Origin of the sequence: Haloarcula regularis (genome assembly GCF_029338315.1) — an archaeon.
Classification (GTDB): domain Archaea; phylum Halobacteriota; class Halobacteria; order Halobacteriales; family Haloarculaceae; genus Haloarcula; species Haloarcula regularis.
Genome location: NZ_CP119794.1, coordinates 1,010,186 through 1,030,089 on the forward strand (window position 1 = coordinate 1,010,186; position 19,904 = coordinate 1,030,089).

Genomic DNA, 19,904 nt, shown 5'->3' on the forward strand with positions numbered 1-19,904 from the left:
GAGCGACAGTCACGAGGCGATCTCGAACCTGGATGCCGGGCGGGACGAGTATCATGAACGGCCTCGCCCGGTCGAAGGAACTGCTCGGCCGGATGGCCGAGTCGGGGTCGCTCGGTGGCCTCCTCTCGCTTGGCAGCGGGGCGAAACCCGTCGAGTGGGTCGTGCTCATCACCGACGGCGGGAGCTCCATCGACGAGCGCCGACTCGACACCGAGTTCGACGAGAGCGGCATCACCGTCCAGAGTGCCGGCATCCGCAACTACCGCCAGGACGTGATCAAGACCGTCGCGGAGCGCACCCAGGGCGAGTGGGCCGACGTGGGCAACCCACAGAAGCTGGGCCGCTTTTTCGACCGGAAGCTCTCGGAGGCCCGCGGGGTCGGGGCGGTGAACCCGGACCTCCACCTCTCGCCGGTCCGGTTCGCCGACATCAAGGCCGTCTACCACACCCACGGCGACCAGCAGAGTACGATGGACCCCGAGTGGGAGGGCCAGGACTGCACCGTCAGCATGGACGACATGATAGCGGGCAAGGAGTCGAAGGTCCGCCTCGACCTCTTCGTCGACGGCGAGGCCAGCCTGGAGGAACAGAAGGTACTCGACGCGACCCTCGAGACGGCGACCCAGACCGTCAGCGACGAGATGACTGTCGAGATCGCGGCCGGCGTCGTCGTCGAGGAGGCGTCCGACGACGAGGGTGCCCTCGACGACGTCGCCATCAGCGACGTGATGGAGACGGCCCTGGAGGACGGCCCGGACCAGGCCGAGACGAAGATCGGTCAGTGGGAGCGCGAGGACGAGGTGACCGAGTCCACGGTGGCCAAGATGGAGGACGTGATCGACGACATGAAACAGACCGGCGACGAGAAGGAGGCGAAAGACGACGTCTCGCGGGTCCTCAGCGAGTGGGACGACGACGCCTGACTACTGTAACAGAATCCGTTGTTCGGCCTGTTCTTTCACCGAGAGCGAGGGCTTGTCGGCGGTCAGCGTCTCGATGCCGGTCCGGTCCATCAGGTCGACGGTGGCGACCCCGTCCTCGCCGGTCTCCCAGGTCTCGGGCCGCCGGGCGGAGTGGATGACGGCGCCCGACACCGGCGTCCCGTTCTCGTCGACGACCTTCACGCTGACCTGGTCGCCCGGCGAGGCCACCTGGGGGACGTCCGCCATCGACAGCTCCGGCTGGTGTTCCGAGACGGTGAACGTGGTCTCGACGGGGCTGAACTCGAACCGGTCCGACGACTTCTCGGCTGTCAACTCCAGGTCGTCCTCGCGCTGTATCGTCAGGGACACCCACCCGTCGGCGTCGGTCGTCGCCTGGTGCCCGTGGTTGGTCGTGACCGTGGCGTCGGCGACCCCCGTGTCGCTCGTGTCGGTGATCTGTATCTCCACCTCGCCGCCCTCCTCGAAGGTCCCGCGCGTCTGCCCGACGGCCAGCGACGCGTCCCCCCGGTGGACGTGGAGGTCGGCCGTCTGCTCGACGTAGTTCACGTCCGCCGCGTCGGTCTGTTTCGACACCGTCACCTCGAAGGACCCGGGGTGCTGGAAGGTCAGCGTCGTTTCGCCGTCGCCGTCCGTGCTCCCGGTCGGGCCGCCCGCCGCCTCGACCACGGCGTCTCGCACCCCAGTGTCCGCGTCGTCGACGACCCTGAACGTGGTCTCCTCGCCCACCCGGATCTGGTTGGTCGCCACCTGCAGACGCAGCGGAATCTGTTCCTCGACGACGTCGACCTCCGCGGTGGCCGGGGCGTAGGTCACCGAGATCGTGTCGTTCGCGTTCGCCTGGATAATCCGCGTGCCCGTCGAGTCAAACTGGAGTTCGACGTAGCCGTCGGCGTCGGTGCGTCCGACCTGATCGCCGTCGGCGAGCACCGTGATCGCCTCGACGCCGGTGCCCGAGCTGTCGGTCACCCGGAGGCGCTCGCGCTGGCGCACCGCCAGCTCCGTGGGCATGCCGACGATGTCGAGGTCGATGTGTCGGGGCTGGACGTCCAGCGTCGCAGAATCATCGTGGTAGTTCATGCCGCCGCTGGTCCGGACCTCGACGTTCCCCGCGGTGTCGAACGCCATCGACGCCGTCCCGTTGCTGCCGGTCACGGTGCTGTGGCCGCGATCGGATTCGACGTCGATGCCCGACTCCGGGCCGTCCGAGGACGTGACCTTGAACTCGACCGTGTCGTCGACCGTCGGTTTCGGCGCCCCGACGTCGAGCGAGAGGGTGGTCGGTTCGGGGTGGCCCTCGGCAGGGTGGTTGCCCTCGATCCAGCTGATGGCGTCCTTGATCTCGAGGACGGCGTCCGTCGCTTCCTTGTAGCCCTCCTCGTCGCCGGCGCCCTTTCGCTGTTTGATCTCCAGGTCCTTCTTGCTCTTGAGCGTGTTCGCGGCGTCCAGGATCTCCTCGCGGGTCATCGTCCGCTCGACCCCAGTTTCTCGTACGGGTCGTCCCCCTCAATCGGCCGAGCCTCGGTCATTAAGGAATCGTTCGCCGACGGCAGGTAAAAAATTTAGCTCGTCGCCGGCGAACCCCCGCGGTGAGAGATCGCCGCCGCGCCCGTCAGGCCCTCGCGAGCGTCCCCACGTGCCCACACGCCGGACACTTGGCCTTGATCTTGTCAGATCTGATGAGATGCCCCTCCTTTTTCAGTAACCCGTTGCGCTTCAGGCAGTCGGTGTGGACGATGCAGTTCTTGCAGTTCGTACAGTGAGCGGCGTTCTCGCCGCTCACCGCCTTCCCATCACAGAAGTAACACGCCCCCGTGGGGTTCGAGGAACCGAACAGTCCCATGTACTTACATATCGGCCGTCGATGATAAATATTTGGGCGCTCGGCGCTGATTTAACCCAATCAGCGCGGATTCTTCCCGTCGGTGCCGTGGAATTCACGGTCGCCGGCCCAAAATAAAAGACGCTCGCCGCTGTGTCTCTCACACGACCATCATGACAGAAGCGTGTCGGTATCGGGACGACGAGACGGGCCTGTCCGACGGGTGGTGCTGTCACCGGGAGCCCTACGAGGGGACAGAGTACTGTCTCTTTCACCTGCCCAGCGAGGAACGGGCGGCACGCGGTGTCGACGACGCTGCGGTGACGGAGGCACTGCGTGACGTCGCGCGCCAGCGCGGCCGAGAGGCAAAGCAACTGGTCGGGGCCAACCTGGGATCGGTGTCGCTCGACCGCGAGTTGCTCGACCCGGCGGACAAGTACCCCCTCGACCTCCGGGGCGCGTCCATCGACGGGACGGTGGCGATTCACCGGTCGGAGGTCGACCTGCCCGTCGACCTGCGGGGGGCGACGGTCGGCGCCCTCGAGTGGACCGAGTCGACCTTCCAGGACCCGGTCGACCTCTCGGGGTGTGTCGTCCGCGACGCCGTCACGCTCACGGGGACAGTGTTCGAGAGCGACGTGGACTTCGTCGAGGGGACGTTCCGCGGAGACGTCGACTTCAGAGAAGCCCGCTTCCACGGGGACACGTGCCTCCGGGACACGCGGTTCGCGGCGCCCGCCACGTTCGACGGCGTCGAGTTCAGGGGCGACGCGAACCTGCTTGACGACGACGTCTGTTTCGAGCGCGCCGAGTTCGAGGCCGACGCCTCGTTCGTGTCGGCCGGCTTCCGGTACGCCGACTTCGTCGACTGCCGGTTCCACGGCGACGCGACGTTCACCGAGGCGGACTTCTCGGGTGACGCGGAGTTCATCGGGGCCGTCTTCGACGGACCGACGGCGTTCCGCGGGGCCGAGTTCGTCGGCGGCGCCAACGTACGCATGGACGATGCCGACTTCTCGGACGCGCTGTTTCGCGACGAGGCCGACTTCTCGGCGGCCGAGTTCTCCCGCGGCAACTTCGAGGGCGCGACCTTCGAGACGGCGGCCAGCTTCGAAGACGTCACGTTCAGCGAGGAAGCGCTGTTCGGCGGGGTCCGCTTCGGTGACGCCGTCGAGTTCGTCGAGGCGCGTTTCTACGACGACGCGGACTTCGCCGACGTGGCGGTGGCCGGACCCTGTCGGTTCCTCGGTGCCGAGTTCCACGGCGGGGACAACGTCAAGTCGTCGGACGCGACATTCGAGGATGCCCGGTTCGGGGCCCACGCGAACTTCCGCCGGACCGCGTTCAGGGACGCGTTCTTTACGGGCGCCACGTTCGACACCGCGGACTTCCACGCCGCGACGTTCGACCGTGACACCTCCTTCGCCGAGGCGACCTTCGAGGGACGCGCCGAGTTCGACGAGGGGCGTTTCGAGGGCGACACGACGTTCGAGGCCGCCGGCTTCGAGGCCGACGTGACGCTACGGGGCGCCGAGTTCCGGGGCCGGGACAACGTCGACGACGACGACGTGACCTTCGCGGACACCGTCTTCGAGGCGGCCGTCGACTTCTCGCTTTCGGAGTTTGGCTACGCCAACTTCCGGGCGATAACCGCCGAGGCCGACGCTGTCTTCGACGACGCCGCGTTCCGCGACGAGGTACACTTCGAGGAGGCACAGTTCCAAGCGGCCGCCTTCGACGAGGCCCGCTTCGCCGACGACTCGAACTTCCGCGGGACGGAGTTCATAGGCGAGGCGGCCTTCCGCGGCGTCGAGTTCCACGGCGGGGACAACGTCGACGACGACGACCTCTCGTTCGTCGGCGGCGCGTTCCACGGCCCGGTCGAGTTCCTCGAGGCGACGTTCCAGTACAGCGACTTCTCCGGCGTCACCTTCGGCGCGAGGGCGTCCTTCGAGGGGGCCTCCTTCGACGACGACGTGGCGTTCGTCGAGGCCGCCTTCGAGGGGGCGGCCACTTTCGACGAGACGTCTTTCGACGGCGAGGCCGACTTCTCTGCGGCCAGTTTCGACGGGCGGGCGCTGTTCGACGAGGGGCGGTTCACCGACGACGCCTCGTTTCAGGACGCCTCCTTCGAGGGGCTGACGGAGTTCCGCGGCGTGGAGTTCCACGGCGGCGACAACATCCGCGACGACGACGTCACCTACGCCGGGGCGACGTTCACCGGTGACGTGGACTTCGAGCGCGCGGAGTTCGAGGCCGCGACCTACACCGGGGCGACGTTCGCCCGCGAGGTCAACTTCGAGGCCGCGGCGTTCAACCGCGAGGCCGTCTTCGATGGGGCTGCCTTCGAGGGCGACACCGCCTTCGTCGAGGCGCGGTTCACCGACGACGCCGACTTCGAGGGGTGTACGTTCGGCGGCGACGTCTCGTTCCTCGGCGTCGAGTTCGAGGGGGGCTACCACGAGGACGACGACGCCGCGTTCTCCGGGGCCCGCTTCCGTGGCGAGGCCGACTTCAGCGAGGTCGAGTTCCGCCAGGCCGGATTCCGCGATACCCGTTTCGAGGACGCGGTCACGTTCCACCAGGCGGAGTTCGGGCGGACCCACTGCGAGGGCGCCCGGTTCGACGGCCCCGTCGACGTCTCGTTCACCCGGTTCCTCGAACCGGCCACCTTCGAGGACGCGACGTTCGCCGCGCCCGTCGACGCCGACGAGATCCGCTTCGAGAGCGACGCCAGTTTCGCTGGCGCGGCCTTCGAGGCGGCGGTGTCGTTCCGGGGCACCGAGTTTACCGGCGGGGCCCACACCGTCGACGACGCGGACTTCGAGGGGGCGACCTTCGGCGGGAGCGCCGACTTCAAGATGGCCGAATTCCGCTTTGCCAACTTCATGAGCGTCGCGTTCGGCGGGAACGCCCTCTTCGAGCGGACGCTGTTCGAGGACAAGGGCACCTTCCGTAACGCCACGTTCGACGGGTCGGCCGTCTTCTCGCGGACCCGGTTCGTCGACGAGGCCGACTTCTCGAGCTGTCGGTTCGGCGACGAGGCCCACTTCGACGAGCTCCGGTTCGAGAAGGACACGACCTTCGCCGACGCGACCTTTTCGGGTGACGCGACGTTCAGGGCGGCGGAGTTCGAGGGGAGCGCGAACATGCACAACGACGACGCGAGCTTCGAGGGGGCGACCTTCCACCGGGAGGCGGACTTCGACAAGGCGACGTTCCTGTACGCGAACTTCCGGGCGACGACGTTCGGCGAGTGTGGCCGGTTCACCGGCGTGGAGTTTCCCACTCCGTCGTCTTCCGCCCGGAACCCGTCGAGGCCGAGACGCTCGTCGATCTCAAGGACGCGACGGTCGAGGGCGGCCGGCTCGGCCAACCGGAGGACGGCGACGTCTTCTACGACTGCACCCACAGCGAGATCCACGAGGTCGTCCTCGACGACGCAAACTGTCGCCACGGACTGTTCAACCACTTCCTGTTCTGTAACACCGACTTCGAGGGGTTCGATTTCACCGCCCACAAGGAGTACCTGGCGCGCAACAACTGGGAGATACACACCTTCGCCGTCGGCGACCGCCTGCGGGCGGAGATGGACGACCGGTGGGGTGAACTCTCCCCGGCGACCCTCGAGAACACCTACCTGAAGGCAAAGAACTGCGCCAGCGACTTCGGCGACCGCAAGGCCGCGGCCGAGTTTTTCATCAAGGAGATGGTCTACCGGCGCCGGAAGAACTGGGACGCCGCCTTCACCCGAGAGGCCGACGTCTCGCTTCGCAACCGCGCGAAGGCGCTCGGGAAGTGGTTCGGGAACAACGTGTTACACCAGACGTGTGGCTACGGCGAGCGACTCTGGCGCGTCGTCTACGTCTCCTCTGTCGCCGTCGCGCTCTGGGGACTCATGTACGCGACGGTGAGCAAGGGGACCACCGAGAGCACGGGACTCGCCGCCCAGGACTCGAGCGGCCTCCTCTGGCTCCTGTCACCGGAGGGGATCATCACGCTCGGCGAGAACATGTACTTCAGCATGGTGACGTTCACCACGCTCGGGTACGGCGACATCCAGCCCGTGGGCGCGACGGCCCGGACGCTGGCGGGACTGGAGGCGTTCTTCGGCGCGCTCCTGGTCGCGCTCGTCGTGTTCGTGCTGGGTCGACGGGTCGCCTGGTGACACACGGGACGTCGGGCCTTACTCTGGTTCTTCGTACCCTTCCTCGCCCGCGGTGAAGATGTTGAACGAGGTGTCCTGCTGGATGCGGTGGATGAGATAGAAGCCGGCGATGACGATGAGCAAGAGCAGGCCATAGGAGAGCGCACTGAGCAACGCGTCCGTCGGCGTCGCGTACTTCGCCGTCCGGAAACTGATTATCTTCCGGGACATCGCGATGATGCCGACGTTGAGGACGATAGGGAGGATGTTGAGGTCCTCGACGTACGCGATGACCGTCCGGTATATCTCGACGATTATCATCAACAGGAGCGCGGTGTCGATGGCTTGATCACCACTTCGGGGTCGGTGAACGTCCCCTCGACGATCATCAGGTACATCTTCAACCCCAGATCGTACACACCGATGGCGAACAGCCCCACCATGATGAACGCCGTCAGGAGCTCGAGGACGTCCATCAGGAGCTCGGAACTGGACCCGATGCGCATCAGGACGTCCTCGTAAGAGAACCGATCCGCGCCGACCCCGAACTGCGTATTGTCTTCTGACATTTTCGGGTTGGTTTTTCGCAACGACTGTAATAGACTTTTCCCGGGGGCTAGTGAGTCGAACGCCGGCCGCCCGGGAGTCGGAGGTATCCTGGTAGCCACATGATTGCCGGGTATACGCACGAAAAGCCGAGTTCTGTATGTCGAGAGGGGGGTTCCGGTACTCATACAGACCGTTTGGCGTCTGTATTTGCGAATTCAGCCACAAATATCCGAGACGAGCGTGTCTGGATTTATTTTGGATAGGGAACACACAGATATGTCAGTACTCCTGAAGTAGACGAACGAACCGTTCGAACACGCCCGGCCGGCGGTCTTAGTAGTTGAGGTAGACGGTCTTGGAGATGGTGTAGAAGTCCAGGCCGGCGTCGCCCTGCTCGCGGTAGGTCTCGCTCGAGGAGTCTTTCATCCCTCCGAAGGGCACGTGCAACTCCAGTCCCGTCGTCTTCTCGTTGACCTTCACCACGCCCGAGTCGGCATCGGCGACGAAACTGTGGGCCTCCGAGAGGTCCTCCGTGACGATGCTCGCCGACAGCCCGTACGGCACCCCGTTGGCCACCTCGACAGCCTCCTCGTAACTCGAGACCGGGATGACCGACAGCACCGGCCCGAAGATCTCCTCCTGGGCGATCCGCATCTCCGGCTCGACGTCCGAGAACACCGCCGGCTCCACGAAGTAGCCGCCCTCGCCCGCCTCGACCTCGCGACCCCCGGTCTCCAGCGTCGCCCCCTCGCTCTCGCCGACCTCCACGTAGTCCAGCGTCCCCTCGAGCTCCGCCTCCGAGACGTGGGGACCCATGTCCGCCCCGTCCAGTCCCGGACCGACCTCGATATCTTCCGCTTTGGCGACGATGCCGTCGAGGAACGCCTCGTAGAGGTCCTCGTGGACGATCGCCCGCGAGGTCGCCGTACAGGCCTGGCCCGTCACGCCGAACGCTCCGGCGGCCGCGATGTCGACGGCCTCGTCGACGTCGGCGCTGTCCATCACCACGACCGGGTTCTTCCCGCCCATCTCCAGCTGGACGCGCTTGCCCGACTCGTTGGCCTGCGACCCGACCGTCTCCCCGACGGCCGAACTCCCCGTGAACGACACCGCGTCGATCGCCTCGTGCGTCGAGACCGTCTTTCCGACGGTCCGACCGGGACCGGTGACCATGTTGAGCGCGCCGTCGGGCAGACCGGCCTCGTCCAGACACTCGACCAGCTGGCGCGCGACGCTGGGCGCGATGGAGGCGGGCTTGAACACGACGGTGGTGCCGGCGGCCAGCGCCGGCGCGATCTTCCAGGCAGGGATGGCGATGGGGTAGTTCCAGGGAGTGATGAGCCCCGCGACGCCCACGGGTTCGTTGACCGTGTACAGCGTCTTCTCGGGGGCGCTGGCGGGCTTGACATCGCCGCCGACCTCGCTGGCTTTCGTCCCGTAGTAGGCGAAGATGTCGATGGCGCGCTGGACCTCACCGCTGGCTTCCGGGCGCGCCTTGCCCTCCTCGCGCACCAGCGTCTCGGTGATCTCGTCCTTGCGCGCGGCCAGGTTGTTCGAGGCCTCGCGCAGGATGGCGCCCCGCTGTGGTCCCGGTGTGGTGCCCCACTCGTCCTGGGCGGCCGCCGCAGCCTCGACGGCACGCTCGGCGTCAGCCGTCCCGGACTGCTGGTACCGGGCGACGACCTCCGAGGGGGCCGCAGGGTTGTGCGTCTCGTAGGTCTCGCCGCTCTCCGCTTCGATCCACGCTCCGTCGACGTAATTGTGGTACGTCTCTACCATTGGTGGGAGCGACTCGGGCCGGACAGGAGAAGGTTTTGATACCCACCGGAAATGCCAAGTCCCCGGGCATCGCACAGGTACGACATGCGCTACTATCGAACCGCGGTAGGGGAACGTCTACACCTGGTCGCACTCGACGACGGGACGGCCTACGACCTGACCTCGGCCCGGCCCGCCGTGACAGACTTCGCCGACCTCGCCCACGTCGCAGATGTGGCGGACGAGTCCGTCGACGACATCGCGAGGGGGCTGGTTGACGAGGCCGACGTCGTGGACGTGCCGGACGAGGATGGGGTCGCCGTCCCCGTCGCCGCGGACGAGGTGTGGGCAGCCGGTGTCACCTACGAGATAAGCGAGCAGGCCCGCGAGGCCGAGAGTGGGATGCCCGAGATGTACCTCCAGGTCTACGATGCCGACCGGCCGGAGATATTCTTCAAGGCGACACGGAGCCGCGTCGTCGGGCCGGGTGAAGCGGTCGGCATCCGCCGGGACTCGGAGTGGAACGTCCCGGAACCGGAACTGGGTATCGTGTTACACCGGGGCGACATCGTGGGGTACACCATCGGCAACGACATGAGCAGCCGATCTATCGAGGGGGAGAACCCGCTCTACCTGCCGCAGGCGAAGGTCTACGACCGCAGCTGCTCGCTGGGCCCGTGTGTGGTGTCCGCAGAGTCCATCGGCGACCCCCACGATCTCACGATGTCGATGACCATCTCGGACGGGGACGAGATACGCTACGAGGGCGAGACGTCCACCGGCGAGATGGTCCGGACCTGCGAGGAACTGGTCTCCTATCTCACGCGACACAACGCGGTGCCCGAGTCGACAGTGTTGCTGACCGGTACCTCGCTGGTCCCGGACGAGGGGTTCACCCTGTCGGAAGACGACGAGATAGACATCACCATCGACGGCATCGGTCGGCTGATGAACCCGGCGACGATGGTCTGAGACGGCGGGAGACGACGAGCTGGCTGCTCGTTCGATCTGAGTGAACACAAGGACGCAGGACGCGAGGTCGCTCCGAGCCGACCCCGCTCGTCGACTACCTTTTCCGGTGTCGTTTGGCACTCTGCTACGCGACGGCCGGAGCCGAGTTCGAGATTTCCCGAACTCCCGATAAGCAGCACTGTTAGCGATTCTAGTGCCGATGTCTCGCTCCGAGGAGCCGGTCGATGACGGCCCAGGGCTGGGCGTGAGCCCACGGTCAAGCGGCTCATATCGCAATCTGTCCAACAATAGTGAACGTCTGCCACGGCCGAATCCGGCGTCCCCGGGCTGAGATAACAGTCGTACCTGTGTTAGCACCTTGGTTTATAGTGTTTTTTCATGACGTGCAGATATTTCCAACATTGTTGGACAAGTCGACAGTCTCGGCGGGGTTCCCGCGCACCGCGGCTTGCCACTCAGTCTGAACTACTGTTCATCCAGGCCGGAAACAAGGGAGACCGTCCAGCCCTCGTCGAGAATAGTGCTGCCCGGTTCTGAACCCGGGAACCACCGGGGAACGGGGTTACCGGACCATATAGCCGCCGTCGATGAGGAACGACGACCCCGTAACGTAGGCCGCGGCGTCGGACGCGAGGTACACCGCCAGCGGCGCGATGTCCTCCGGCGTCCCGAACTCGTCGAGCAGCATCTCAGACTTCCAGGTCTCGATGAGCTCCTCGTCATCGGTGAGGATGTCAGTCTCGATGTAGCCGGGGTTGATGTTGTTGACGCGGATGCCGTGTTCGGCCCACTCGGAGGCCAGCTGGAGTTTCAGGCCCTCCAGTCCCCTTTCGAGGCCTGATAGTCGACCTGGCACTGCGGGTAGTTGGCGACGAACGCCGACATCGAGGAGATGTTGACGATGGAGCCGCCGTCGCCGTCGATCATCTCCCGGCCGGCGTGTTTCGCGCAGATGAACGCACCGGTCGTGTTGATGTCGAGCGTCTTTTTCCAGTTCTCGAGCGGTTTCTCCTCGGCGGGTTCGTGGATGGCGATGCCGGCGTTGTTGACCAGGACGTCGACACTCCCGAACCGGTCGACGGTCTCCTCGACCATCGCCTGCACCTCCGCCTCGTCGGTGACGTCGGTGGGTATCGCGGCCGTCTCGGCACCGGTCTCGTCGGCGATTTCCTCGGCGGCCGCCTGGCCGCTCTCCGCGGTCCGGTTGGCGATGACGACGTTCGCGCCGACCTCGGCCATACCCGTGGCGATGCCCTTGCCGATGCCGCGGTTGCCGCCGGTCACGATGACCGTCTCTCCGTCGAGTCTGAACCTGTCTAGTACTGACATGCGGGCGGAGTATCTGGCGGTCGATATATAAATATCGGGGCTCGTCAGTCGTACGTGTCGAAGGGTGTCACACCGGTACAACCGCTGGGCGTGCATTGAGAGGGGCTGCCGGGAGGACTGCGAACGGGCCCCCGGTCGTCACCGACGGGAACGAGCCGCGAGCGAGGAGTACCCGACGCTCAGTTCGAGCCGGCCGGGTTCTCGTAGTTGTGGTAGATGGTCTTCAGCTGCGTGTACTTGAGCATGCCGTACTTGCCGTCCTCGCCCCCGAGGCCGGACTCGTCCCAGCCGATGTGGTGGCCCTGCCAGGACTCGCCGATGGAGCGGTTGACGTAGGTCTCACCGAACTCCAGCTCGTCGATGACGCGGTTGACCAGCTGGTAGTTGTTGGTAAAGAGGTACGAGGAGAGGCCGTACTTCGACTCGTTGGCGTACTCGATGGCCTGGTCCATGGAGTCGACCTCGACGACGGGGCTGACCGGGCCGAACACCTCCTCCTGGATGACGTCCATGTCCTGGGTGACGTCGGTCAGCACGGTCGGCCGGTACCAGTAGCCGTGGTCGAACTGCTCGCCCTCGGGCGGGGAGCCGCCGGTCCGGAGCGTCGCGCCCTGGTCGACGGCCGTTTTGACGGCGTTCTCGGTCGCCTCGAGCTCGGCGGCGCTGACCTGTGGCCCCATGTCCGGGTCGTCGCGCGGGTCGCCGACGACGACGTCCTCGGCGGCCTCGACGAGGCGGTCGGTGAACTCCTCGGCGACGTCGGAGTGGACGTAGATGCGCTCGGCGCAGGTACAGACCTGGCCGGTGTTGGCGATGCGCGCGGTGAGGACGTCCTCGACGGCCGCCTCGAGGTTCGCGTCCTTCCAGACGATGGCCGGGGCCTTCCCGCCCAGTTCGAGCGAGACGGGCTTGAGCGAACTCGCGACGCTCTCGTTGATGGCCTTCCCGGTCCCCGTGTCGCCGGTCATGGTGACCATGTCGACGCCGTCGGCGGTGACGAGCGTGTCGCCGACCGTCGAGCCGTGGCCCGTGACGAGGTTGACCACGCCGTCGGGCAGGTCGACGTGCTCGTCGATGAGTTCGACGGCACGGACCGTCGCGAGCGGCGTGTTCGAGCTGGGTTTCGCGACCATGGTGTTGCCCGTCACGAGCGCGGGCGCGGTCTTGCGCATGAACAGCGCGATGGGGTAGTTCCACGGGATGATGCCCGCGACGACGCCGTGGGGGCGTCGCTCCAGGGTCAGCTTCTCGCTCGGGAAGTCGCCGGGGACGACGTCGCCCTCGATTCGCCGGTCCCACTCCGCCATGTAGTTCGACATGTCCGCCGCGCTCGCGACCTCGCCCATCGCCTGCCCGCGGGGCTTGCCCTGCTCGGCCATGATGAGTTCCGCCAGTTCCTCCTGGTGGTCCATGAGCACGTCGGCGATGTCACGGACGAGCTGGCCACGTTCGGGTGCGGGGCGGAGCCCCCACTCTTTCTGTGCCTCGTTCGCGGCCTCGACAGCAGACAGCACCTCGGACTCCGTGGCGTTCGCGATGGTCCCGGCGACCTCCTCCGTTGCCGGGTCAAGCACCTCGATGCGCTCGTCGTTTGCCGCTTCGATCCACTGTCCGTCGACGTACAGTGTCTGCGAAGACATTGTCAGTTTGATTTGCTTCCCGTTCCGTATTAATATTTGCGACAATCTATCACGGTACGGAACGCGAGCGAGCCTGGAAGGGCGGCGAAAACCGTGGCTCTACATCGAGACCATCGTCTTGACCACGCCCGGGTCCTGTGCGGCCTCGAGCGCCGTCGTGAGGTCGTCGAAGGAGTACTCGTCGTCGATGATACCCGCCACGTCGACGGCATCCCGCCGGAGCAGGTCCACCGCCTCCGGGTAGGTGTTGCTGTAGCGGAACGAGCCGTGGATCTTGACCTCCTTGTTCGTGGCCCGGGTGAAGTTGAAGGGGATCTCCTCCTCGCCGATACCGACGCAGGTTATCGTGCCGCCGCGCCGGACGGCGTCGAGGGCGGCGCCGTAGACCGGCGCGGCCCCGGAGGCCTCGATGACCTTGTCGACGCCCCGGCCGTCCGTGAGGTCCGCGACGGCGCTGGCGAGGTCACGTTCGGTCACGTCGATGGTGCCCGCGGCGCCGCGGGCCTGGGCACGGTCGAGCTTCGCGTCGACGACGTCGGACATGTAGACGTCGCCGGCGCCGGCGGCGTGGGCCGCCTCCATCGCGACCATCCCGATGGGGCCCGCGCCCGTGACCAGGACGGTGTCGTTGGACTCGATGCCGGCCTGTCTGCTGGCGTGGATGCCGACGCTGAGCGGTTCACACAGCGCGCCCTCCGCGGTGGAGACGCTCTCGGGCAGCGTGTAGACGAAGTCCGCCGGCCACGCGACGTACTCGACGAACGCGCCGTCGTCCGGGGGCGTGGCCATGAAAGTGATGTCGGCACAGAGGTGGTACTCCCCCCGCTTGCAGAACTCACAGCGACGGCAGGGGACGCCCGGTTCGATAGCGACCCGGTCGCCGACCGCCGAGCTGTCGACGGCGTCGCCCGTCTCGACGACTTCGCCCGCACACTCGTGACCGAGGACGATTGGGTCCTCGACGACGAAGTCGCCGATCTTCCCCTCGGTGTAGTAGTGGAGGTCCGACCCGCAGATGCCGACGTCGGCGATCCTGACCAGCACCTCGTCGTCGGCCGGCGTCGGTCGCTCCCGCTCTTCGAACCGTAACGTCTCGATGTCTGTCATGACGGCCGCTTGCATGGCAGGTGAACGTGTGTCGGTCCGCGTGTTAAATCTTGTCTCGCAGTCGCGGGACCGTCGGACGGCGCGTCCAACGATGATAGACGAGCCGAGTCCCGCGGACGGCCCGAAATCGGTCGAAGACGGTCAGTCACGGGAGTGCAAGTTTTAACTACCGCTGTTCCCAGTATGGGCATATGAACACCGGGAGCGTAGCGACGTTCGAACAGTCACTGGCGAAGGTGGACGCGACGTCGACCACCGTCGACCCCGAGGGATTCACGGACGCGCTCGAGGCCGCCATCGAGACACCGGCAGTGGGCGCTCCGTTGCCCTTCGACGACGTCTCGCTCGCGGACACGAGCGTGACGGTGGACCCGTCCCGGTCGGCCCTCCAAGCCGCCGCCTGTGGCGTGACCGGCAGTCCGCTGGGCATCGCCGAACTGGGAACCGTCGCCATCGAATCGACCGCCGGCGGCGACGAGCTCGTCTCGCTATACCCGGAGCGCCACGTCGCCGTCGTCCACGCGTCGGACATCGAACCCGACCTGACGGCGGCGTTCGGGTGGCTGAGCGACCAGTTTGCCGCCGGTCGCCAGTCGTTCGTCATGGCGACGGGACCGAGTGCGACCGGCGACATGGGCGCGCTCGTCCAGGGGGTCCACGGCCCCTCGACGGAACACGTCATCATCATCGAAGACAATGAGTGAACCAGACCACACCCAGTCGACGAGTACAGGGGCCGGCACCGACCACAACGAGATACGGAAGAACACCCAGCTGTTCAACGAACAGCGCTACGACGCCGTCGCGGGCGTCGAGAACTACGAGGACTACCGGACGCAGGCCAGGGAGATAAAGGAGGACGCCATCGAGCGACTCCCGGACCTCATCGAGCAAACCCGCCGGGCCGTCGAGGCAAACGGCGGGTCCGTCTACGTCGCCGAGGACGCCGCCGACGCGACCCGGCACATCGAGGGCCTCCTCGCCGAGGAGGACGCCGAGAGCGTGGTCAAGTCCAAGTCGATGACCACCGAGGAGATTCACCTCAACGACGCGCTGGAGGCCGCCGACGTCGACGTCTGGGAGACGGACTTAGGCGAGTTCGTCATCCAGGTGGCAAAGGAGGAGCCGTCCCACATCGTCGGGCCGTCGCTGCACATCTCCCGCGAGGAGATCACCGAGCTCTTCGAGGCCGAGTTCGACCCCGACGAGCGACTCGACTCGGCGGAGAAGCTCACCGAGTTCGCCCGCGAGTACCTCGGCGAGCGCATCGAGGCAGCGGACGTCGGCATCACGGGCGCGAACTTCGTGCTGGCCGAGAGCGGGTCCATCGCGCTGGTGACCAACGAGGGCAACGCCCGCAAGTGCGCTTCGATTCCCGACACCCACATCGCCGTCGGCGGCATCGAGAAGATCATCCCCTCAATCGAGGAGCTGCACCCGTTCGGGGAACTGCTCTCCCGGGCCTCGACGGGCCAGGACATCACGCAGTACCTCTCGATCCTGACCCCGCCCGTCGAGACGCCCGCCTTCGACTTCGACGGGGCCGACGACCCCACGATGAGCGAGGCCGGCGCGGACCGGGACTTTCACCTCGTGTTGATCGACAACGGCCGGACGGCGATGCGCGAGGACGAGGACCTGCGCGAGACGCTCTATTGCATCCGCTGTGGCGCGTGTGCGAACTCCTGTGCGAACTTCCAGAGCGTCGGCGGCCACGAGTTCGGCGGCGAGACCTACACCGGGGGCATCGCCACCGGGTGGGAGGCCGGTATCGAGGGGTTGGACGTCGCCGGCGAGTTCAACGACCTCTGTACGGGGTGTTCCAGCTGTGTCAACGCCTGTCCAGTCAAGATAGACATCCCCTGGATAAACACCGTCGTCCGGGACCGGCGCAACCACGACGCCGAACCCGACTACGGCGACGTCCTGGTCGACGGCCTGGTCCCCGACGAGGAACCGTCCGGCACGCCGCTGCAAAAGCGGTTCTTCGGGAACTTCGAGACGGTGGCGAAACTCGGGAGCGCCACCGCGCCGCTCTCGAACGCCATCGCGGGGACGAGCCTCGCGCGCAAGGCGATGGACCGCTTCGTCGGCGTCGACGCGCGACGGGACCTGCCGACCTTCGAGCGGACGACGCTCGTCGAATGGGCGCGCGACCGCACTGAGCAGGTCACGAACCCCGAGCGCCGGGTCGTCCTCTATCCCGACGTGTACACGAACTACGTCCAGACCGAACGGGGCAAGGCCGCCGTCCGCGTGCTGGAGGCGCTGGGCTGTTCGGTCACCGTCCCCTCGGTGGGCGGGTCCGGGCGCGCCCCCCTCTCCCAGGGGATGCTCGCGACGGCGCGGTCGAAGGCCGAGGCCGCCGCCGACACGCTGGGCGAGTACGTCGAAGACGGCTACGACGTCGTCGTCGTCGAACCCAGCGACTACGCCATGTTCCAGCGCGAGTACGAGAAACTGCTGGACGAGTCGGCCTACCACCGCCTCGCGGACGGCAGTTACGAGATCTTCGAGTTCGTCTACGGCCTGCTGGAAAACGGGGCCGACGCCGGCGCGTTGCCGGGCGCCGACGGCGCGGGCGTCGCCTACCACAGTCACTGCCAGCAGCGCACGCTCGGCGTCGAGACCTACACCGAGGCCGTCCTGGCGGACCTGGGTTACGACGTCGTCACCTCCGACGCCGAGTGTTGCGGCATGGCCGGCAGCTTCGGGTACAAGAGCCAGTACTACGACGTCAGTATGGACGTCGGGGCCGACCTGGCGGCCCAGTTCGACCCGGTGGCCGACGAGCGCACCGTCGTCGCCAGCGGCACCTCGTGCATCGAACAGCTCGACTCGCTGCTGCGCGCCGAGACGCGCCACCCCATCCAGCTGCTCGACCGGAACTGATAGGGATCGTCGTAGTACTCCATCGATTCTCTCGGGAGAACCGAATCCCTCGACCGGTCGGACGGCTCGTTCGTCCCGACCGGCTACGGTGAGCCCTATGAGTGGCTGGCCCGCGTCCCGCGCGCAGAGGAGAAAGATTAATAATCGCCGTCTTTGAGATAGCTACTATCATGCGAGGTGCTGTACTGAAAGATTATGGCGAACCGCTTGAAATCGAAGAACGAGACACGCCGACGATAGCCGACGACGAGGTGCTCGTCAAGACGGAAGCGTGTGGCATCTGCCGGAGCGACTGGCACGGCTGGCAGGGCGACTACGCGTGGCTCGAAGGCGGCGCTGTCACGAAGGGCAACATCCTCGGGCACGAGCCCGCGGGAACCATCTTAGAGACCGGCGACGACATCGAGAACTTCGACGAGGGCGACCAGGTCGTCGTCCCGTTCAACATCGTCTGTGGGAAGTGCAACAAGTGCCGCGACGGCAACGCCCACATGTGTGAGAACATCCTCCACTACGGGTTCGACGACGCGGCCCAGCCCGGGGCCTTCGGGACCCACCTGCGCATCCCGAACGCGGACTTCAACCTGGCCCGCATCCCGGAGGGCATCAGCGCCCACGAGATGGCGGGGCTCGGCTGCCGGTATGTCACTTCATACCACGCCATCGCGGACCGCTCGGGCATCGACCCCGGCGACTGGGTCGCCGTCCACGGCTGTGGCGGCATCGGCCTCTCGGCGGTCAACGTCGCCGACGCGCTCGGCGGGAACGTCATCGCCGTCGACCTAGACGACGACAAGCTCGACCTCGCCGAGGAGATGGGCGCGGTCGAGACGGTCAACGCCGCCGACATGGACGACGTCCCCGGCGAGATACAGACCATAACGAACGGCGGCGCCCAGATCTCCGTCGACGGCCTGGGCATCCGGACGACCTGCCTGAACTCCATCAACAGCGTCGAACCGACCGGGACCCACGTCCAGATCGGCATCACGACCTCCGAGGAGGAGGGCCGCATCGACATGCCCATCGACTACATGCTCCACTCGGAGATCGACTGCATCACGGCCAAGGGCTTCCAGCCCCACCGCTACGACGAGCTCTTCCGCCTGATGGACAAGGGCAAGATCCAGCCGGACAAGCTGGTCACGAAGCACGTCGCCCTCGACGACATCAACGACCGTCTCGAGGCGATGACGAACTTCGAGACCAAGGGCGTCGAAGTCATCACCGAGTTCGAGTAACGCTCCCGCGGTCACCGCCGCGATTTTTTCGGGCCGTCACGACCGGCGAGCGGGTGCGCTGCCGGTCGCGTGCGCCGACGCGCGAGGCCGTCCGCGAGCGCGCGGGGAGAGGGAACGGTGGGCACTTGTCGAGAGGGTACGAACGTCACAGAAACAGTCGGGTGCCGACGCCGCGCGGTCAGTTCGTCCCGGTGTCCGGGTCGAAGCTGCAGTCGCCGACCTTGCCCAGCGACTCGATGGACTCGGGCAGGAAGACGGGCTCGGACTCCGGGATGACCCGGTCGACGGCCGACCCCGGCCGCAGGACGCCGGTGAACCGGTACTTGTAGTCGGTGTACAGCGTCGAGTTCTCGGGGACGATGACATAGAGCGTCCCGTACGGTTCCTTCTGGAGGCCCTCTCTGGTGTTGGCACAGACGGGGTTCGCGTCCCGGATGATGCCACCCTGGTACCAGCCCTCGACCGTAACTCGCTCCCCGACGTAGCGGTCGGGGTGGTCCTCGATGGCCTGGATGGAGACGGTCTGCGTGCCGTCCTGGAGCGGGAGGCCGCCGTAGCCGATCTGGACGGCGAAGACGGCCCCGACGACCAGAGCGAGTCCGACCAGAACAGTGCGTTTGTGGTTCATCGTGGTTCGAGACCCCACGTCGCTGCAGTCGTCACCGACACGTCACCCGATCATGAGACGCAGGATGTCCTCGCGCTCGATCTCCTCGCCCGAGAGGTCCGCGACCTTCTCGCCACGGCGCATGACGATGATGCGGTCGGCGATCTCGCGGACCATCTCCAGGTTGTGACTGACGATGAGGATCGAGTGGTCCTCCTTGAGGTCGTCGATGGTGTCCATCAGCTTGTTGATGATGTCCTCGGAGAGCGCCGTGAACGGTTCGTCGAGGACGAGAATCGGCGGGTCGGGGTAGATTGCACGGGCGAACGCGAGAATCTGACGCTCACCACCGGAGAGCAGTTTTGCCTGCTTGTTGACCGGGAGGTCGAACCCGAGCTGGTCGAGCATCATCTCACACTCGCGGCGCATCGCCTCCTTGTCGGAGAACTTCAGGAGTCCCCCCAGGTAGTCTTTCGTGATCTGCCGGCCGATGAAAACGTTCTCGAACACCGGGCGGATGCCGACCAGCGCCATGTCCTGGTGGACGACGCCGACCTCGGACCCGAGGACATCCTCTTGATTGTTCGGCGTGAGGGTGGTCCCCGACCGGTACGTTATCTTCCCGTCGTTGATGTTGTGCAGGCCCACGAGGGAGTACAACAGCGTCGACTTGCCCGCGCCGTTGTCGCCGACGAGGGCCACCACCTCGTTGTCCCCGAGCTCGAGCGAGACGTCGTCGAGTGCCTGCACTGTCCCGAAGTTCTTCGAGACGTTCTCGGCTTTCAACACAGGTTCCTGGGTCGATTCCGTCGATTCTACGGTCTCTTGACTGGACATTGATTGTGAGGAATATTGTAGTCCCCCTATTTATATCTACCGTGGACGGGCCGACGGCCGAC

General features: G+C 66.1%; 16 protein-coding genes and 1 pseudogene. 7 read left to right on the plus strand and 10 right to left on the minus strand.

Annotation, left to right across the window (positions count from 1 at the left end; all coding sequences use genetic code 11):
* The first annotated feature begins 53 nt into the window (after positions 1-53).
* Positions 54-923, plus strand: coding sequence for a hypothetical protein (locus P1N55_RS05520; RefSeq protein WP_276277950.1), 870 nt, complete (start codon positions 54-56; stop codon positions 921-923).
* Here the strand turns inward: P1N55_RS05520 and P1N55_RS05525 are convergent, their stop codons facing one another.
* Complete coding sequence (locus P1N55_RS05525; protein WP_276277951.1) at positions 924-2,408, minus strand: hypothetical protein; 1,485 nt, start codon at positions 2,406-2,408, stop codon at positions 924-926.
* Between the two features lie 145 nt (positions 2,409-2,553).
* Positions 2,554-2,784, minus strand: a complete 231-nt coding sequence (locus P1N55_RS05530; RefSeq protein ID WP_276277953.1) for a hypothetical protein — start codon at positions 2,782-2,784, stop codon at positions 2,554-2,556.
* A 152-nt stretch (positions 2,785-2,936) separates the two neighbouring features.
* Between P1N55_RS05530 and P1N55_RS05535 the strand changes: the two genes are divergently transcribed.
* Together P1N55_RS05535 and P1N55_RS05540 are read left to right on the plus strand one after the other, a co-directional pair.
* Positions 2,937-6,407, plus strand: coding sequence for a pentapeptide repeat-containing protein (locus P1N55_RS05535; protein WP_276277955.1), 3,471 nt, complete (start codon positions 2,937-2,939; stop codon positions 6,405-6,407).
* Positions 6,353-6,931, plus strand: a complete 579-nt coding sequence (locus P1N55_RS05540) for a potassium channel family protein (RefSeq protein ID WP_276277956.1) — start codon at positions 6,353-6,355, stop codon at positions 6,929-6,931. The genes P1N55_RS05535 and P1N55_RS05540 overlap by 55 nt, the downstream gene beginning before the upstream one ends.
* Before the next feature lie 18 nt (positions 6,932-6,949).
* Here the strand turns inward: P1N55_RS05540 and P1N55_RS05545 are convergent, their stop codons facing one another.
* The 3 genes from P1N55_RS05545 to xacF form a co-directional block, all read right to left on the minus strand.
* The gene (locus P1N55_RS05545; RefSeq protein WP_276277957.1) at positions 6,950-7,231 is read right to left on the minus strand and encodes a hypothetical protein; all 282 of its coding nucleotides are present in this window, start codon (positions 7,229-7,231) and stop codon (positions 6,950-6,952) included.
* Positions 7,231-7,479, minus strand: coding sequence for a hypothetical protein (locus tag P1N55_RS05550; protein WP_276277958.1), 249 nt, complete (start codon positions 7,477-7,479; stop codon positions 7,231-7,233). Before P1N55_RS05550 ends, P1N55_RS05545 begins: the two co-directional genes overlap by 1 nt.
* Positions 7,480-7,792: 313 nt before the next feature.
* Positions 7,793-9,238: a 2,5-dioxovalerate dehydrogenase gene (gene xacF / locus P1N55_RS05555; RefSeq protein ID WP_276277959.1), complete on the minus strand. Its 1,446-nt coding sequence runs from the start codon at positions 9,236-9,238 to the stop codon at positions 7,793-7,795.
* A gap of 84 nt (positions 9,239-9,322) precedes the next feature.
* On the opposite strand from xacF, the gene P1N55_RS05560 reads away from it, so the two are divergent.
* Complete coding sequence (locus P1N55_RS05560) at positions 9,323-10,189, plus strand: fumarylacetoacetate hydrolase family protein (RefSeq protein WP_276277960.1); 867 nt, start codon at positions 9,323-9,325, stop codon at positions 10,187-10,189.
* Positions 10,190-10,751: 562 nt separating this feature from the next.
* Here the strand turns inward: P1N55_RS05560 and P1N55_RS05565 are convergent.
* From P1N55_RS05565 to P1N55_RS05575, 3 genes and pseudogenes are all read right to left on the minus strand, one after another.
* A pseudogene (locus tag P1N55_RS05565) lies at positions 10,752-11,614 on the minus strand (SDR family NAD(P)-dependent oxidoreductase).
* A gap of 83 nt (positions 11,615-11,697) precedes the next feature.
* Entirely contained in the window at positions 11,698-13,158 is a 1,461-nt protein-coding gene (gene aldA, locus P1N55_RS05570; RefSeq protein WP_276277961.1) for an aldehyde dehydrogenase, read from the minus strand.
* Positions 13,159-13,257: 99 nt separating this feature from the next.
* Positions 13,258-14,280: an NAD(P)-dependent alcohol dehydrogenase gene (locus P1N55_RS05575; RefSeq protein ID WP_276277962.1), complete on the minus strand. Its 1,023-nt coding sequence runs from the start codon at positions 14,278-14,280 to the stop codon at positions 13,258-13,260.
* A 176-nt stretch (positions 14,281-14,456) separates the two neighbouring features.
* On the opposite strand from P1N55_RS05575, the gene P1N55_RS05580 reads away from it, so the two are divergent.
* From P1N55_RS05580 to P1N55_RS05590, 3 genes are all read left to right on the plus strand, one after another.
* Entirely contained in the window at positions 14,457-14,969 is a 513-nt protein-coding gene (locus P1N55_RS05580; RefSeq protein WP_276277963.1) for an LUD domain-containing protein, read from the plus strand.
* The gene (locus P1N55_RS05585) at positions 14,962-17,157 is read left to right on the plus strand and encodes an LUD domain-containing protein (protein WP_276277964.1); all 2,196 of its coding nucleotides are present in this window, start codon (positions 14,962-14,964) and stop codon (positions 17,155-17,157) included. The genes P1N55_RS05580 and P1N55_RS05585 overlap by 8 nt, the downstream gene beginning before the upstream one ends.
* A 170-nt stretch (positions 17,158-17,327) precedes the next feature.
* Positions 17,328-18,398: an alcohol dehydrogenase catalytic domain-containing protein gene (locus P1N55_RS05590; protein WP_276277965.1), complete on the plus strand. Its 1,071-nt coding sequence runs from the start codon at positions 17,328-17,330 to the stop codon at positions 18,396-18,398.
* A 178-nt stretch (positions 18,399-18,576) separates the two neighbouring features.
* Here the strand turns inward: P1N55_RS05590 and P1N55_RS05595 are convergent, their stop codons facing one another.
* Together P1N55_RS05595 and P1N55_RS05600 are read right to left on the minus strand one after the other, a co-directional pair.
* Positions 18,577-19,026, minus strand: a complete 450-nt coding sequence (locus P1N55_RS05595; protein WP_276277966.1) for a hypothetical protein — start codon at positions 19,024-19,026, stop codon at positions 18,577-18,579.
* Between the two features lie 42 nt (positions 19,027-19,068).
* Positions 19,069-19,842: an ATP-binding cassette domain-containing protein gene (locus tag P1N55_RS05600; RefSeq protein WP_276277967.1), complete on the minus strand. Its 774-nt coding sequence runs from the start codon at positions 19,840-19,842 to the stop codon at positions 19,069-19,071.
* Positions 19,843-19,904: the final 62 nt, after the last annotated feature.

Coding starts and splice junctions, on each gene's coding strand:
- P1N55_RS05520 (WP_276277950.1), top strand. CDS start 54: ATGAACGGCCTCGCCCGGTCGAAGGAACTGCTCGGCCGGATGGCCGAG.
- P1N55_RS05525 (WP_276277951.1), bottom strand. CDS start 2,408: ATGACCCGCGAGGAGATCCTGGACGCCGCGAACACGCTCAAGAGCAAG.
- P1N55_RS05530 (WP_276277953.1), bottom strand. CDS start 2,784: ATGGGACTGTTCGGTTCCTCGAACCCCACGGGGGCGTGTTACTTCTGT.
- P1N55_RS05535 (WP_276277955.1), top strand. CDS start 2,937: ATGACAGAAGCGTGTCGGTATCGGGACGACGAGACGGGCCTGTCCGAC.
- P1N55_RS05540 (WP_276277956.1), top strand. CDS start 6,353: ATGGACGACCGGTGGGGTGAACTCTCCCCGGCGACCCTCGAGAACACC.
- P1N55_RS05545 (WP_276277957.1), bottom strand. CDS start 7,231: ATGATAATCGTCGAGATATACCGGACGGTCATCGCGTACGTCGAGGAC.
- P1N55_RS05550 (WP_276277958.1), bottom strand. CDS start 7,479: ATGTCAGAAGACAATACGCAGTTCGGGGTCGGCGCGGATCGGTTCTCT.
- xacF (WP_276277959.1), bottom strand. CDS start 9,238: ATGGTAGAGACGTACCACAATTACGTCGACGGAGCGTGGATCGAAGCG.
- P1N55_RS05560 (WP_276277960.1), top strand. CDS start 9,323: ATGCGCTACTATCGAACCGCGGTAGGGGAACGTCTACACCTGGTCGCA.
- aldA (WP_276277961.1), bottom strand. CDS start 13,158: ATGTCTTCGCAGACACTGTACGTCGACGGACAGTGGATCGAAGCGGCA.
- P1N55_RS05575 (WP_276277962.1), bottom strand. CDS start 14,280: ATGCAAGCGGCCGTCATGACAGACATCGAGACGTTACGGTTCGAAGAG.
- P1N55_RS05580 (WP_276277963.1), top strand. CDS start 14,457: ATGAACACCGGGAGCGTAGCGACGTTCGAACAGTCACTGGCGAAGGTG.
- P1N55_RS05585 (WP_276277964.1), top strand. CDS start 14,962: ATGAGTGAACCAGACCACACCCAGTCGACGAGTACAGGGGCCGGCACC.
- P1N55_RS05590 (WP_276277965.1), top strand. CDS start 17,328: ATGCGAGGTGCTGTACTGAAAGATTATGGCGAACCGCTTGAAATCGAA.
- P1N55_RS05595 (WP_276277966.1), bottom strand. CDS start 19,026: ATGAACCACAAACGCACTGTTCTGGTCGGACTCGCTCTGGTCGTCGGG.
- P1N55_RS05600 (WP_276277967.1), bottom strand. CDS start 19,842: ATGTCCAGTCAAGAGACCGTAGAATCGACGGAATCGACCCAGGAACCT.